The sequence below is a fragment of the Psychrobacter sp. CX97 genome, assembly GCF_057396285.1.
The window spans coordinates 123,048-138,452 of sequence record NZ_JBXYJE010000005.1; the positions used below are offsets into that span (position 1 = coordinate 123,048).

12 protein-coding genes are annotated in these 15,405 nt (G+C 38.9%); 3 read left to right on the forward strand and 9 right to left on the reverse strand.

Annotated features, from left to right (window positions below; genetic code table 11):
• Positions 1 to 292: 292 nt before the first annotated feature.
• The 5 genes from AC2SLL_RS05685 to AC2SLL_RS05705 all read right to left on the reverse strand — a co-directional run bounded on the left by AC2SLL_RS05685 (position 293) and on the right by AC2SLL_RS05705 (position 5,505).
• Positions 293 to 1,951 (reverse strand): alpha-keto acid decarboxylase family protein, encoded by a 1,659-nt coding sequence (locus tag AC2SLL_RS05685; RefSeq protein WP_486530717.1) that lies wholly within the window; start codon positions 1,949 to 1,951, stop codon positions 293 to 295.
• 504 nt (positions 1,952 to 2,455) lie between these two features.
• Positions 2,456 to 3,310, reverse strand: coding sequence for an SPFH domain-containing protein (locus AC2SLL_RS05690; protein WP_486530718.1), 855 nt, complete (start codon positions 3,308 to 3,310; stop codon positions 2,456 to 2,458).
• Positions 3,311 to 3,383: 73 nt separating this feature from the next.
• Positions 3,384 to 3,863: an NfeD family protein gene (locus tag AC2SLL_RS05695; RefSeq protein ID WP_486530790.1), complete on the reverse strand. Its 480-nt coding sequence runs from the start codon at positions 3,861 to 3,863 to the stop codon at positions 3,384 to 3,386.
• Positions 3,864 to 4,020: 157 nt separating this feature from the next.
• Positions 4,021 to 4,572 carry a porin family protein gene (locus AC2SLL_RS05700; RefSeq protein ID WP_486530719.1) on the reverse strand — a complete coding sequence of 184 codons (552 nt, stop codon included), beginning with the start codon at positions 4,570 to 4,572 and terminating at the stop codon, positions 4,021 to 4,023.
• A 351-nt stretch (positions 4,573 to 4,923) separates the two neighbouring features.
• Positions 4,924 to 5,505: a porin family protein gene (locus tag AC2SLL_RS05705; RefSeq protein ID WP_486530720.1), complete on the reverse strand. Its 582-nt coding sequence runs from the start codon at positions 5,503 to 5,505 to the stop codon at positions 4,924 to 4,926.
• A 310-nt stretch (positions 5,506 to 5,815) separates the two neighbouring features.
• Here AC2SLL_RS05705 and AC2SLL_RS05710 point away from each other — a divergent pair, with 310 nt between their 5' ends.
• Together AC2SLL_RS05710 and AC2SLL_RS05715 are read left to right on the forward strand one after the other, a co-directional pair.
• A complete protein-coding gene (locus AC2SLL_RS05710; RefSeq protein ID WP_486530721.1) occupies positions 5,816 to 7,033 on the forward strand; it encodes an 8-amino-7-oxononanoate synthase in 1,218 nt (405 codons plus the stop codon).
• 312 nt (positions 7,034 to 7,345) lie between these two features.
• Positions 7,346 to 8,197, forward strand: a complete 852-nt coding sequence (locus tag AC2SLL_RS05715; protein WP_486530722.1) for a methyltransferase domain-containing protein — start codon at positions 7,346 to 7,348, stop codon at positions 8,195 to 8,197.
• 259 nt (positions 8,198 to 8,456) lie between these two features.
• Here the strand turns inward: AC2SLL_RS05715 and dnaK are convergent, their stop codons facing one another.
• Positions 8,457 to 10,397 carry a molecular chaperone DnaK gene (gene dnaK / locus AC2SLL_RS05720; RefSeq protein ID WP_486530723.1) on the reverse strand — a complete coding sequence of 647 codons (1,941 nt, stop codon included), beginning with the start codon at positions 10,395 to 10,397 and terminating at the stop codon, positions 8,457 to 8,459.
• A 264-nt stretch (positions 10,398 to 10,661) separates the two neighbouring features.
• Positions 10,662 to 11,267 carry a nucleotide exchange factor GrpE gene (gene grpE, locus AC2SLL_RS05725; protein ID WP_486530724.1) on the reverse strand — a complete coding sequence of 202 codons (606 nt, stop codon included), beginning with the start codon at positions 11,265 to 11,267 and terminating at the stop codon, positions 10,662 to 10,664.
• 375 nt (positions 11,268 to 11,642) lie between these two features.
• Between grpE and AC2SLL_RS05730 the strand changes: the two genes are divergently transcribed.
• Entirely contained in the window at positions 11,643 to 13,022 is a 1,380-nt protein-coding gene (locus tag AC2SLL_RS05730) for an efflux RND transporter periplasmic adaptor subunit (protein ID WP_486530725.1), read from the forward strand.
• Between the two features lie 163 nt (positions 13,023 to 13,185).
• On the opposite strand, the gene AC2SLL_RS05735 is transcribed toward AC2SLL_RS05730, so the two are convergent.
• Together AC2SLL_RS05735 and AC2SLL_RS05740 are read right to left on the reverse strand one after the other, a co-directional pair.
• Positions 13,186 to 14,160, reverse strand: coding sequence for a TIGR01777 family oxidoreductase (locus AC2SLL_RS05735; RefSeq protein WP_486530726.1), 975 nt, complete (start codon positions 14,158 to 14,160; stop codon positions 13,186 to 13,188).
• 521 nt (positions 14,161 to 14,681) lie between these two features.
• Positions 14,682 to 15,326 (reverse strand): L-threonylcarbamoyladenylate synthase, encoded by a 645-nt coding sequence (locus tag AC2SLL_RS05740; protein ID WP_486530727.1) that lies wholly within the window; start codon positions 15,324 to 15,326, stop codon positions 14,682 to 14,684.
• Positions 15,327 to 15,405: the final 79 nt, after the last annotated feature.

Consider the following 15,405-nt stretch of genomic DNA (forward strand, 5'->3'; position numbering starts at 1 on the left):
ACTGCCTCATAATCCATTACGTTGATAGTGAATGTATTGGTAGAAAATCTACTCAGTCATAATACATTAAAACGATAACTTAAAACAAAAAGTTATCAACAAACATAAAAAAAGTAATTAAACAAAAAATAATCCATAACTTTAAATTTAATACTTGAAGACAATCTTGATGTACCGACAATCTCCAGTAAAAAGACCCCACAACGCTTTACAGTTTGTGGGGTCTTGATAGCTAAAGGAGTCTAAAATTTAACACTCGTTAGACCTAAACGTATTCATACATCCTAACGCTCTAAAATAATGCAGCCATCTTTTCTAATAACGGCGGCATATCCATTTTAGCAGTAAACACTTCAATGAATACCATCTTATCTTGAGTATCATGCGCTTTTGTTAAGGCAGACTTAAGTTCACTAGGTGTCTTAGCGGTTAGCATTAAACAATTGTCATCATTTGCGCCAAATGCTCTAGGCATTAATTGCCAATCACATTTCGGAATGTCATTATACAGCTCGTCCTCGCCATGAATGGCGCGTTCTATGGTGTAACCCGCATTGTTTACGAGCAAAATGATTGGGTTTAGTTTTTCACGCAACATGACAGCGATGTCTTGAATGGTTAAAAGCGCTGAACCATCACCAATTAATAAAGTGGTTCTTTTAGAAGGTGAAGCAAGGCCTGCACCTAAACTGGCTGGTAAGGTATAACCGATGGAGCCCCAAAGCGGTTGGCCGTGAAAGGTTACGCCTTCAGGCAAGCGAATTGGACCCATACCCGTGTAAGCTGTTCCCTGCTCAGCAAATACTAAACTGGTATTATCTAAGCTGTCTGTCACTATATGCCACAAATCATCTTGTAACAATGGCTCGTCATCTTTACCTACTTGCTTATGCGCCTCAATCCTACCTTTTAGCGGTTTAGGAATGACATTAATCCCTGAGGTTAGCACCTCATGTAAAGCTTGCAGCGCATCTTTCATACTGATAGGTGCAAATGTCTTACCGCCTATCATTGAGCCTTCCTCACGGATATCTACCGTCCTATCTTGCTCAATTTTATGGCTAAAGCCTGAGCTGGTTGTGTCCGTAAATGTCACACCCACAATAATTAAACACTCTGCATTTTCGACAGCATCCTTAACCACTGGATGCGATAATCCTCCGTAATATACACCTGCCCAGCGGTCATTATCTTCATTAAGCAGTGTCTTACCCCACGACTGAGTTGCATAAGGGATTTTCGTATCCGCTACCAGCGCTTTCAACTCTGCTTGTAACCCTAAACGTTTGACAATGGCGTCTGCAAACAATGTGGTTTCTTTTCCATTAATATGTTCACTCAATGCTTGCTTAAAGTTAGCTAAAGCCTCTTGGCTGGTCACATTATCTCTTTCCAGATTCAGTTTAGTAGTCGGGCGATAAATAGGCATTTGAGCCACATCAGCTGGCAGTACCAGATAACCTGGACGCTGCTTCTTAATCACTTGGCAGATAACATGATCAATCTGTGAAGCAGCTTTTTCAGGAGTAATTAAAGCTTGCGCCACACTTACAGGCTCACTCATCGCCATAAAGTCATCGAACTCGCCTTCACCTAAACTATGATGCAGGATTAGCTTTCTTTCTTGGTAATTCAACTTTGGTGCACCCGCAATATGTAATACCGGTGCATATTCAGCATACGAGCCAGCTATTGCATTTAAGGCAGATAATTCGCCCACCCCAAATGTCGTTACCATAGCAGAAAATCCACGTTCCCGTGCATACCCGTCAGCGGCATAACCTGCATTTAACTCGTTTGTATTACCTACCCAACGTAGCTTATCAGACTCAATAATATTATCTAGAAACAATAAGTTATAATCTCCTGGCACCCCAAATATTTCTGTGGCACCCACTTCAGCTATACGGTCAAATAAGTAATCTGCAATAGTATAATTATCTTTGCTCATCATAATATTCCTATAATTTATTAGAATTTATAGTTAAAAGCTTTTGTACTCGTAAAGTTTTGTAGGTTTAAACGAAGAAAGATAACAGCCTTTAGAAAAGGTTTATTGCCATCTCTTATAGATGCGGCTCTCAAAAGCAGTCATTCTAAGATGAGAGAGTCGGGAAGTAACGGATACAAAACCTATTATTAATTATTACCATAACACTCTTATGATTTGTGTTTGAGATAACCATAAGATAGATAGGCGAATCTCAAATTATATTTAATAATTAAATGGAATGATTAAAAACAATTAAAATGTAATCAATGGTTGAAAAAGTGTATACATCACTTATTAAAGTTATTCAAACACATGGTTTAATGGGCAGCCATTAGTAAAGCGTCTACCCATTAAACCATCACTTCCTTATCAACAGGTTGGATTTAGAATAACTTTAATCAATTCAGGACCTTAAAAATATGTAATAAAAATTTCTGATCAATAAATTCAACTTCATTAACCCTAAAGTTTATTACCCACCATACCTTTTACTGTGTTGATAATATCAGCAGGTAATACCACCGTTTTGGCATTATCTGACTCTGCTAACTCTCGCATAGCTTTAATGTACTGCTCACCTAGTAAATAAACCACTGGCATTTCCTCTTCCCCCATTGCACTAGTAATAAGTCGTATTGACTCTTCAGACCCTTTAGCCAATACCACTTGAGCTTCAGCATCGCGACGAGAAGCTTCTAAGCGGCCATCTGCCTCTAGAATAGCCGCCTGTTTTTGACCATCTGCACGAGTAACCGTAGCACGGCGTAAGCGCTCTGCCGCTGCTTGTTCTTCCATCGAAGCCTGCATAGTTTGAGAGGGGTTAATATCCTGAATTTCAACCGTTTTAAGGGTAATTCCCCAATCAGCAATATCTTCTGAGATGGCTTGTTTAAGATGCGCTTTAATTTGGTCTCGACTTGACAAAGCACTGTCCAAATCCATCTCACCAATAATTGAACGCAGGGAAGTTTGGACTAAATTGCGAATACCATATTCGTAGTCCTCGATACCATACACTGCTTTTTCTGGTTGAGTAATGCTGATATACGCAACTGCATTGGCAATGATAACCACGTTATCTCGTGTAATTACTTCCTGCGAAGGGATATCTAGAACAATATCTTTAGTGGTTAACTTATAAGCCACATCATCAACGTAAGGAATGATGATATTTAACCCTGGCTCTAGCGTTTGCTGATATTTACCAAGACGCTGTACAATCCACTTATACCCTTGCGGTACAATCCTTACCCCTTTAAAAATGGTAAAAACAACCAGCGCTACTAATGCAATCAATACAATACTAAAACTATTCACCCAAATTCTCCCTATTTATAATATTTTTATTTCATTTCTATTTAAACTTTACTATAACCTGATAAACAACAGATTACACCTCATTCATCTTAGTAGACGAATTAAGCAGCTCAACAATTAACTCATTGCCGGCAATATCTATAACCTCTACTCTATCGCCCACCTCTACTACGCTACCACGAGTACGACACATCCACTCTGTTGCACCGACTATAGGAACGCTAAAACGTACCGTTCCAACACGATTAGGTAATGGCTTCACAGTTATCATACCTACTTCGCCAATGATGATGCTTCCACCTAATCCCGCTTTGGTTCGATCTACAGATAACGGTTTAATATATTTAAACCACGCTATTACCATAATAATGGAAAATACCAACCACAAAATAATTTGTACTACTCCAGATATTGGTAATAGCCACGCTAATAAAGCAATCATTACTGCAGCAACACCAAACCATAACGTAGCAAACGTGGTCAAAAACATCTCAGAGATCATTAATATCACACCGAGTACTAACCAATGCCAAGGTTCTATTGCAAACATGATGTTATCCTTTCCCTATTTTTATACTCAGAATCCTATTTATCATATCACTTTAAAAGGCTCTTCTTACTATTTACATATATTATAAGTGTAAATAAAAAAACGACCGCCTAAGCGATCGTTTTAGCCATTTAATACTGACCAATATTAAAATGACTCATTAAAACTTAACATGGGCACCAATTGACATCAAGTCTGCATCACTACCTAACATAGAGTATTCACCTTCAACACTCAGGTTTGGCGAAACATCAAAGCCTAAACCGAGACCACCAGCAAGACTTGTTTCATCTGAGCTTGAGCTTAGCGATCTGCCGTTTCTACCTGCAGACGCATCAATATCCGTTTTAGCAATTCCTAATTTACCTTTAGCATATAGACCATTAACTGGCAGAGGATAACGATAAGTACCATATGCACCAAAAGTAGACATATCATACTCGCCTTTTACACCATCAATTGTCGCATCCTCATCATTTGAGGTTAAATATTCAAGCTCAACACCAAAGTAGGGATCAAAGTTATAGCCACCGTATACACCAAAAGTAGTGGCCTTATCTGTACTAGCATTATCGATATCTACGTCAACTTGTCCTGCTTTTACCCCAATATAGGGCTGTCCAGCAAAGTTTAAGTTAACAGCTGCTTGTGCTCCAACGCTTAAAAGAGAGCCCACAGCTAAACCCATTAACGTTTTTTGAAAGATTGTCATTATCTTCTCCTATTGAAGTGTTTATAAAGTAAGCTAAAAATGCTTATTTAATGAGTGAAAACATGTCAGTACATTACCAAACGCTGAGGCTTAAGTTTTAGGCTTGAACCTAAATTAGCTAATCATATCAGCCTAGCCCTTAAATCTAAGCTTTTAGCCAAAGTATCTTGCAAATAAGAGCCTTAAAGCTATAGTAACAAAATATTTCAATAACACTTGTTGTATTTTATTTAATAGGATGTGATGTGATTTTTGCAAAATATGTCTGTAAATATCATAAAAAAACGACCGCTAAAGCGATCGTTTTATAGTATTTGAATACATCATTATTTTAACTGATGCTAAACGGATTTAGAATTTAAAGTTAGCACCTAGAGTAATACCAGTAGCATCTAAGTCTTTACCATTTACATCATCTACAGTAGGATACCAGTCATAGGCAACTTCAACAGCTGCGTTAGGTGCAATGTTATAACCCAATCCTAAACCACCCGCAATCCCTGTCTCAGATTTGCTTAAACTATTTACCTTACTATTTGCTACCTTAGACTCAATCTCTACTTCATTTTTAGCAACACCTAAACGACCTTTAGCATACAAACCACCAGTATTCGGAATTGCATAGTCATAAGTACCATATAAACCATATACTTCGCCATTGTACTCAGACTTAGTTAAGGTTCCTGTTTTAAAGTCTTCATCACCGGTGGTTAAATATTCAGCTTCAACACCAAAATTTGGGGTAAATTTAGCACCACCATAAACACCATAAGATGTTGCTTTTTCATCAGCGTCATCTAAGTCATACTGACCAACCTTAGCTCCAATATATGGCTGTGCTGACATGTTGCCATAGTTCACAGCTGCTTGGGCGCCAGCGGTCATTAGTGAACTTGCAGTTAGAACCATTAAAGTTTTTTGTAGAGTGTTCATATGTTTCTCCTAATAATATGTCTATTACATAGACAGTTGCGATACAAGCTTTCAAATAAGTGGTAATAAAAAGTGTGCTTGATATCGATAACGACATAATATCAAAAGAATTATTTTTTTCTGTCGGTGTTTAATAGCTCCGAGGTTAATTTTTGCAAGTAGTTATTATGGCCGCTGTTACAAAACCCTAGTTATGAAACTATTTGTTACAATTACTGTTTTTTGCCATACTTCGGATACATTTAAAGTTGTTTTATTTTATTTAAATAGGCTTTGGATAAAAAAGATTGATTAAAGGATTGAGTTAATAATGGTTAGCCCTACCCAAATACATTTAAAAAAAGCACTACTGGCTCTCAAACACCATCAGCAATATCGTCAGTTGCCGGCACTTAAACATAAGGGGCGACATGTTGAAACTAACAACACCACTCTGCTGAATATTGCTAGTAATGATTATCTTGGGTTAGGCAGCGACACTCAGCTACAAGCGGAATTTATTGAATATCTGCAATCTTGTTCACAAACCCACTCACACCTACCAAAAATGGGTTCCACTTCCTCACGCCTGTTGACAGGCAATGACTATCAGCTACAGGCACTAGAAACAGAATTAGAAGAGTGGTATCAACTAGCAAATGGGACATCTGAACAATCCGTGTTCAGCAAATCTGCTCTAGTAATGAACAGTGGTTATCATGCCAATATAGGCTTATTGCCAGCCCTGACAGTGCTACCTATTAAAACGGTTATATTGGCTGATAAGCTGGTGCATGCCAGTATTATCGATGGTATCCGCTTAAGCCAAAGCAAGCATTGTACTTTTAAGAGATACAGGCATAACGATTATAACCAATTAGCCTCATTGATTGAACGCACAGATGCACAAGTTGAACGCATTATTATTGTTACTGAAAGCATATTTAGTATGGATGGGGATCGTGCTGACCTACTTACTTTAGTAAACCTTAAAGCACTGGATTCACGCATTGAATTATATGTTGATGAAGCACATGCCGTTGGAGTACTTGGATGTAATGGGTTAGGGCTAGCAGAGGCAACAGGAACATTGGCAAATATTGACTATTTGATTGGTACATTTGGTAAGGCTTTTGCGTCGATGGGGGCGTATATATTTTGCGATGCAGATGTCAGAGAATGGCTGATTAACCAAACCCGTTCGTTTATTTTTAGCACATCGCTCCCCCCCATTAACCATAGCTGGACCCGTTTTATTTTGGCAAAAATGCCTGAACTTAATCCCCTGCGCGATTATTTATCACAGATATCTCTTAAAGTTGGCCAAAGCATTAATCCGTCTTACACTTCATACCACTCTCCCATCATACCGTATATAGTAGGCGATAATGCCAGTGCCGTGGCCAAAGCAGAGCAATTACAAAAGGCTGGATTTTATGCCCTTCCAATTAGGCCACCAACGGTACCTGTGAATACGGCGCGCATTAGACTGGTAATGAATGCAAGGCTAACTACTGACGACTGTGAGCGCCTAATAAGGCATCTGTAGTTAGCTTACCGTTCAATATATAGACAAAGCTCAATAATACTTACGATGACTTTATATCTGCAGACCTTATATTCTTATATTTGAAACCCTTATATAATCATCCACTATATAATCATCCATTTAGTCTAAAAGGGTAACAAGTAAACAGCAGTTGATTTATCAAATCTGCTACAGCAATCGTTAGCATGGTTAATCTATTTAAAACGCCTTTCACTGTAATGTAAATAGCAATATGATCAATAAACATATAAAGTCTACTTATGTATAAGCGCTCGTTTATAAAACCCTATCTAACAGGACATTACCCTAGTTATGGATAATAACGACCTTTTAAGTCCTCCTAATTCAGCTGATTTAAGCCCGAGAAAGCAAATCATTGCTAAACATTTTTCTCGTGCAAGTCATTACAATCAGCATGCTCGTATACAGCAGAAAATTTGCCAACAGCTATGTGACAAAATTGTAGCAGGTAATCAAGATAGCGTATTAGAGGTGGGAGCTGGGAGGGGACAGCTGACACGTTTGCTTGCTGAAAACATTACAAGTAAACATTGGCTGATTAATGAGCTATGTGAGAGTCAAGCAGAGGTGTTGCTGTCTATTTTACCCCATGCCAACTTGGCTATTGGCGATGCCGAAACAATACCCTTGAGTCTGAATAATAACACTAAACATAGCCTTATTATCAGTGCCAATGCGATACAATGGTTTGATAATCCGCTACGCTTTGTTGAACAATCATACAAAAGATTAGCGCCTGCTGGCCAGTTGTTATTTAACACCTTTACACCCGATAATTTTTTGCAAATCAAGACGCTAACAGGGCAAGGGTTAACCTATCCCTCGAATTCTGACTGGCAGCATGCTTTAGAAAATTTAGCCTACAAAGGCATATCTTTAGAGACATATCAATACGATCTACAGTTTCCCGGTCCTTACGATGTCCTAAAACACATGAAACTAACAGGTGTATCCACCAATCAAGCTCAAATGTCATCATCATTGACATCAGCTAATAAACCACAACCGTTTATGTGGACAAAATCAAAATTAAAAGCGTTTGAAACATCGTATTGGCAAAATTTCTCAACGGTCAATATAGCCGGTAAGCGCTGTGTTACTTTAACCTACAGTGTCCTTATTATTAACGCTTTCAAAGCCTAAAGCACACCTAAACAATTTTGTTACTTGGCCAGCCAGCTGTTTTATCAATTACTTATGCCTAAAAGCCTGATTAGCAACAAAAAGACCGCACTCTACAGTGCGGTCTTTTTAATGATGAGAACTATACTCATAATGTTACATAAAGACTAATATCAATGCCAAATCCAAGAATTATAGTAGATTAGCAAACAAGCTCAAATACTAAAAATAGTAAGCTAAGCGAGTTTGACAATGCTAATTAATTTTTGAAAAAGCATACTTATTTCTTGTCGTCTTCATTAACTTCGGTAAACTCTGCATCAACAACATCATCATCGGCTTTTGCATCAGCGCCATCAGCCTGCTGGAACTGGCTTGGATCCACACCTTCTGCGCCACCTTCCGCTCCAGCAGCATAAATTTTCTGGCTGATTGGCAGGAAGGCGTTGTCTAATGCTTCAAGTTTCGCTTTGATGTCATCATGATCATCTTCCTTCGCTGCAAGCTCTAGTTCAGAAATAGCAGCTTCAACGGTAGACTTCTCTTCGTCCGTTACTTTATCTTCTGCTTCTTTAAGAGCTTTTTGAACAGCATGTATACGGCCATCTGCTTCGTTACGAACTTGAGCAAGAGCAGCAAATTTCTCATCTTCTGCCGCATTCGCTTCGGCATCTTGTACCATTTGTTCGATCTCTTCATCCGTCAAACCAGAGTCTGCTTTAATTTGGATGCTTTGCTCTTTACCCGTACCTTTGTCTTTTGCTGAAATATTCATGATACCATCAGCATTAATGTCAAAAGTAACTTCGATTTGTGGCATACCACGTGGTGCTGGCGGAATATCGGTTAGATTGAATTCGCCAAGTAGCTTGTTTTGTGCAGCTACTTTACGTTCACCTTGGAACACTTTGATCGTTACCGCAGGCTGGTTATCTTCAGCGGTTGAGAATACCTGTGATTTCTTGGTCGGAATCATAGTGTTTTTCTCAATAATACCCGTCATTACACCGCCCATGGTTTCGATACCCAGCGTTAATGGTGTTACGTCAAGCAATAGTACGTCAGTCTTGTCACCAGATAGTACAGCACCTTGAATTGCTGCACCAACGGCTACCGCTTCATCTGGGTTCACATCTTTACGAGGCTCTTGACCAAAGAAGTCTTCTACTGTTTTTTGTACTAAAGGCATACGAGTCTGACCACCAACTAAGATGACATCATCGATTTCACTGGCCTTAAGATCGGCATCTTCTAATGCCATTTTGCAAGGGGCAATGGTGCGTTTTACTAAGTCTTCAGTCAGGGCTTCAAGCTTAGAGCGACTAATAGTAACTACTAAATGCTTAGGACCAGTGGCATCTGCTGTGATATAAGGCAAGTTTACCTCTGTACTTTGGGCACTTGATAGCTCAATTTTAGCTTTTTCCGCCGCTTCTTTAAGACGTTGCATTGCTAACGCGTCACCTTTTAAGTTGAAATCTTGTTCTTTTTTGAACTCGTCAACTAAATAGTCAATTAAAGCTAAGTCAAAATCTTCACCACCTAAGAATGTATCACCATTAGTAGACAATACCTCAAACTGTTGCTCGCCATCAACGTCAGCAATTTCAATAATTGATACGTCAAATGTACCACCGCCTAAGTCATATACAGCAATAGTACGGTCGCCTTCCTTTTTATCCATACCATAAGCAAGGGCAGCAGCGGTTGGTTCATTGATAATACGCTTAACGTTAAGGCCAGCAATTTTACCAGCATCTTTAGTTGCTTGACGCTGTGAATCATTAAAATAAGCAGGAACAGTAACGACCGCATCTGTTACTTTCTCGCCTAAATAATCCTCGGCCGTCTTTTTCATCTTCTGTAGAACTTCTGCAGAGATTTGTGGGGGCGCCATTTTCTTACCATTTACTTCTACCCAAGCATCACCATTGTCCGCTTTGACAATTTTATAAGGAACCATGCCGATATCTTTTTGCACCACTTTGTCATCAAAACGACGCCCAATAAGACGTTTAATAGCAAATAAGGTGTTATGAGGGTTTGTCACTGCCTGACGCTTAGCAGATTGACCAACGAGTGTCTCACCATCTTTATATGCAATGATTGATGGTGTCGTGCGAGTCCCTTCAGAATTTTCAATGACTTTAACACTGTCACCTTCCATTACTGCTACGCAAGAGTTTGTTGTACCTAAATCAATACCAATTGTTTTAGCCATGTTATAAAGCTCCGAAAGTTTTATTTTTAAGGTTTGTTTCAATACTAGCGATGACTTTGCAATAGTTATTAATCTAAAAATAGATTAACTTCTTAATAAGTCTCGCTTCTTGTATATTTATATCGGTTTAGTTGGTCAGTTTTTCAAGCTAAATTCTGCTAGAAACTCATTTTTAATGTGAATTTTTGTATGCCCTACCCATACAGACGTCTAAAAAACTTACTTTTTATGTTTTGATAGACATTAAAGGCTGGTTTACGTTATTTATTGACCTACTTTAACCATAGCAGGGCGCAATAGGCGACCATTTAGTGTATATCCTTTTTGCAAGACCTCGCCAACTGTGTCTGCTGGAGCATCTGGATCAATACCAACTGCTTCATGAAACTCAGGATTAAACTTATCATTATCAGGATTAACCACTTCCACACCCTGTTTACTTAATACTGATAAAAATGTTTTATGGGTCAATTTAACCCCTTTCATAATAGCGTCATCAGCATCGTCATCATTTTCAACGCTCACAATGGCACGCTCTAAATTATCGACGACTTCTAAGAGCTCTTTGATAAATTTTTGCAGAGCAAATTTGCGACTTTTTTCTGTCTCTTGCTCCATACGCTTTTGTGCATTGTAAGCATCCGCGTTCGCACGAGCTTGACCTTCTTTAGCCGCTTTAACTTCACTTTCTAGTTCTGCAATACGATCTTCATACACTTTTAAATCAAATTCACTGTGTATCACTTCGTTTTCGCCATCATTATTTGCTGGGTCAAACTCCTTCATCGTTTGCTCTAATACAGTGCTAGTTGCTTGCTCTGCATCATGGGTAGCAGATGTAGTTTCATCATTCTGATTATCATTATTCATAATGTCTCCTAAACAGCCTTATTAGCGGGCTTGGTTGATGTACAAAGTTTATATATAGGGATGCTACCAAAAAAGCGTTAAATTAACGTACAATTATACTTACTTATATTTATATGGGGGCATGTTCTATATTCGCAAATACCCCTTAATCTATAAAATATCTGTACTGTTAAGACACACTTCTTTGTTATTTTCTTCAATGCTAACAGCTTGATAAAGGTCGTACAGTAAAATTTCAAGCTTTAGGCACAAACTTAACACAATCACTTTTGTTAATTTGACTGTCCTGACTGATACTTTCAGCGTTAGCATTGTTAAGACTGCGTATGGTCGTCACTCATAAAAAAGCTAATAGCAAATAGGATAACTGCTAAGATGGCATCCCATATAGTAAAAAACCAAAGCTCAACTTCTATACCCTTTTTAAGGAATAGATTGATACTGGCAGCCGTTATCTTTTTCGTTGCTTCTATTTTAATAATCGGCTGCAATGATTCAAATCTGGCACCTAAAGTCCAGATTCATCATGATGAAATTATTATTGATAAATCGTTAATTCGTACCAACAACCCTGAACGTTATCAGCCTAGTTTTAACTTAGAAGGGGCCCTAATTCCTGTCGATATTATGAAAATAAGCTCGCCTTATCATGCTAATAGCCCTGAATACTTAGTGAGAGAAGGGGATAAGGTTAAAAAAAATCAAGTCATTGCTCGAATGCATAGTATGATGAGCGCAAAAGATATTGAAAAAGCTAACTTTGAGTTTTTGGATATTGAAGTGAATAACAATAAAAACAATAAAAGTGACGAACAGGAGGCTTCAGACATTAGCTCCATATCCTCTAATACCAAGATTTCTAATGACAACCCTTCTAATAAGAATGATCCTAAGCAAGCAGCTTCTGAAAATACAAATAACCCAAGCCATTCAAGTAACTTAAGAGATACCTTCGAATCAACAGAGTCTGCTATACAAAACACGGTTGACGCTATCAAACATAAAACGGAATCATCGACCCTTACCAAACAATTAAACCGGATTACCGATCAAGAACAGCCAACATTAACTAAAAATACAGAAGAAAAGGCTACAGCTGATAATACCCTGCTACCGGTTACTCTCATATTTAAATCTCCTTTAGAAGGAGAGGTAACCCACCTTGAAATGATAGAGAATAAGATTGATGACAATATAACCAGCAGTATCTCCGCTAACGAACCGTTTATGCGCGTTGCCGACACACGTCATTTGCAGCTTGTTGGTAAACTACCGCTTTCAGCGGAACCTCAATTGTCTGTCGGACAAACGGTCAATTTTACAATTTATGATGTGAATCGTGAATTTACTGGGCAGATTAGTCATATTACCCCTTATCCTGAACAAGAGCATTTAATGGTCAGAGCCCCCGTTATTCCAGACACTAAAAATGAATCCCTTCTAAAAGCAGGTATGCGTGCCACTATGACTATTGAATATGGTCAAGTCCAGCTTGGCGTTCGTATGCCGCGTAGCGCAATTTTTGAAGCAGACTTAAGCGAGCTAAACGGTAAGCACACTAGACCCACTAGCCCCATTCACGGCTTTGTGTGGGTCATTCTACAAAACCAAACGCTTGCTTACACACCTGTTGAGGTCGTCAAGTACTTTCCAGAGTCTGATCATTTTTTAGTGCACGGAGTTAATAACGACAGCCTAGTATGTTTAGCAGACCTACCAAAAGACTCTGATGGTAAAAAAATATCAATTGATTAAATAGGGCGTTGTGGACAATAGAAATTATCTTTATTTAAAGGGTAGACGATGCAAAGATAAAAGCCATATCTCAGATGGAAAAATTCCGTCATTCATTGTCTATAGATATGAAACGATCTTCAATATGAGCACTGTTTCACGTGAAACTTCAACTTATAAGAGTCTATAAATCTTGATCTTCCAGTGCCTGCTTTAATGTAGGCTGATTAAACTCAAAGCCAAGACCTAACAAAGCTTTGGGCAGTACTCTTTGGCCATCTACAAGTAAAGTGGCCATCTCACCAAACATTGTTTTTAAAACAAACTCAGGTAGGGTCATAAAAGTTGGACGATTAAGCCAGAGCCCTAGCGCTTTTGTAAACTCAGCATTGGTAACAGGATTTGGTGCGGTTAAGTTATACAGCGCTGGTTTGTTTGGTGACTTACCACTAATCTGCGAGTCTTTATCTCCTGATTGAGCTAAATGATGCGAGATGATAAACCAAGTGGCGCGTACCCAGTCTTCTCGGCTTATCCAACTCATGATTTGCTGACCATTGCCAAGCTTACCACCTGCTCCCATCTTAAAGGGTGTTAGCAAACGCTCTATCATTCCACCCTCTGGATGAATAACGACCCCTGTTCGTAGCAGGGCGACGTCAACTCCCAAGCTCTGGGCACCGGTTGCTTCTTTTTCCCATCGCTCACACAATTGGTGGGCAAAATCTTCATCGTCACTTTCTGCATGTTCGCCATTTGCTACATGCGGGCTGCTTTCATCAAGTGGTTTGCTGCCCTGTGCCCCGTACCAGCCAATTGCCGAACCGCTTAGCAGTAGCTTTGGTTTACTATTGACTCTGGCAATATAGTCGATAATTGACTGGGTAGGTTTTAAACGACTTTCATATAATATGCGCTTACGCTCATCGCTCCACCTTTGGTCAGCAATTCCAGCACCTGCAAGGTTGATAATGACATCATAATGTTGCTGAGTGAGTTGTAACTCTTCATAACTCATCATTTTTATGTAATCAGGGTGCGACTGTGACGTATCACGGCTTAACCATGTGATATTTACGGTTTGCTTAACGTTTTTGTGTACCCACTCACTTAACGCTTTGCCTAAAAACCCTGAACCACCGCTAATTAAAATATTCATTATTATTCCTTGGTTTCAAAACAACTATTATCACTTTATATAGTTATGCGCATAGCCCAAGTATAGGACAAGTTTTGTGCTCATACTTATTGCCAAACAGTTTCAAGTTTTTCAAGCTAATTTTTATAGAGTCCATTTATGGAGGCCATTTATAGAGGCCATCGCTATACAAACCGTCGCACTTTGTTTGGCAGGCACAATTCGCTTGTCACTGAGGTAAGGGATTGCGAAGTCAAAGCGCTGTGCTAATTTTGGTAGATTAATGTTTGGTAAATGATTGTTTGATATTACTGGAAACAAGTGATCGACTTCCCAAACAGCAAACATACCGATAGTAGCATTGGCTCACATCATCACTGTTAAATGATAAACCGCAATTTGAACAAAAACTGTATAGATCAAGTAGTCAAAACTTGGCAATAGGTTGTCAGAAAAAGACATACAATGACGGCAAAGCAAACCACCATGACAGTATTAAGAAGAGGTAAGGTAAAACTATGGCAGATAAAAAGTGCAAAGATTTACCTGATGGCTGATCCAGAAACAGCATCTCTTATCTGACTGGGTAAGGTATACCCCAGCGTTTCTCCTTGAAGATAACAAATACCCTCTTCAAAATAATTATACGCTTGTTTAAAAGTAGTGGCAGGCGTTTTACCTGAAGGGTTGCAGCTGGTTGAAACTATAAATCCATAAGGATTATTCTCGCTTACCATCTGCTTGCAAAGCTCACGGACTAAAGGATGTGAAATAACACGAACCGCAACTGATTCATGATTGCCAGTAATCCAACTTGGGATACTCATAAGAGCATCAGTATCCAAATCTGTTTTTGGCAAGGGCAGTAACCAAGTATGTGCTTGGCGTTTCGATAGAGAATGAGCACTATCAGGCGGTTGCCAACTGTCTATTACTGACTGAAGGCTGGCTTCGGATAAGCCTAGCAACAAAGGTTTAATACGATCGATACTGTCAGTAACCACAATCATCCCTTTCTCAATAGGTCTATCTTTAATAGCCAAAATGTGCCGAACTGACACTTCATTAAAAGGATCACAACCGATACCCCAAACACTTTCTGTCGGGTAAGCTAGCAGTTTTCCTTGATGTAACCATTGGGTTGCTTGCTGGGTGTTGTGAGTTATCTGTGAGGGTTTAGAATTCATAATTTGGTACTTCGAATGACTGTTATAGAGCAGATAGAGGGTCGTCTTTTTTTAAAAACCCTGTATTAGTAGTGATAGT

Bases quoted from the DNA above. Each gene is read 5' to 3' on its own strand.
- AC2SLL_RS05715 (WP_486530722.1), top strand. From the start codon at position 7,346: ATGGATAATAACGACCTTTTAAGTCCTCCTAATTCAGCTGATTTAAGC.
- AC2SLL_RS05730 (WP_486530725.1), top strand. From the start codon at position 11,643: ATGGCATCCCATATAGTAAAAAACCAAAGCTCAACTTCTATACCCTTT.
- AC2SLL_RS05685 (WP_486530717.1), bottom strand. From the start codon at position 1,951: ATGAGCAAAGATAATTATACTATTGCAGATTACTTATTTGACCGTATA.
- AC2SLL_RS05740 (WP_486530727.1), bottom strand. From the start codon at position 15,326: ATGAATTCTAAACCCTCACAGATAACTCACAACACCCAGCAAGCAACC.
- AC2SLL_RS05700 (WP_486530719.1), bottom strand. From the start codon at position 4,572: ATGACAATCTTTCAAAAAACGTTAATGGGTTTAGCTGTGGGCTCTCTT.
- AC2SLL_RS05705 (WP_486530720.1), bottom strand. From the start codon at position 5,505: ATGAACACTCTACAAAAAACTTTAATGGTTCTAACTGCAAGTTCACTA.
- AC2SLL_RS05735 (WP_486530726.1), bottom strand. From the start codon at position 14,160: ATGAATATTTTAATTAGCGGTGGTTCAGGGTTTTTAGGCAAAGCGTTA.
- grpE (WP_486530724.1), bottom strand. From the start codon at position 11,267: ATGAATAATGATAATCAGAATGATGAAACTACATCTGCTACCCATGAT.
- dnaK (WP_486530723.1), bottom strand. From the start codon at position 10,397: ATGGCTAAAACAATTGGTATTGATTTAGGTACAACAAACTCTTGCGTA.
- AC2SLL_RS05710 (WP_486530721.1), top strand. From the start codon at position 5,816: ATGGTTAGCCCTACCCAAATACATTTAAAAAAAGCACTACTGGCTCTC.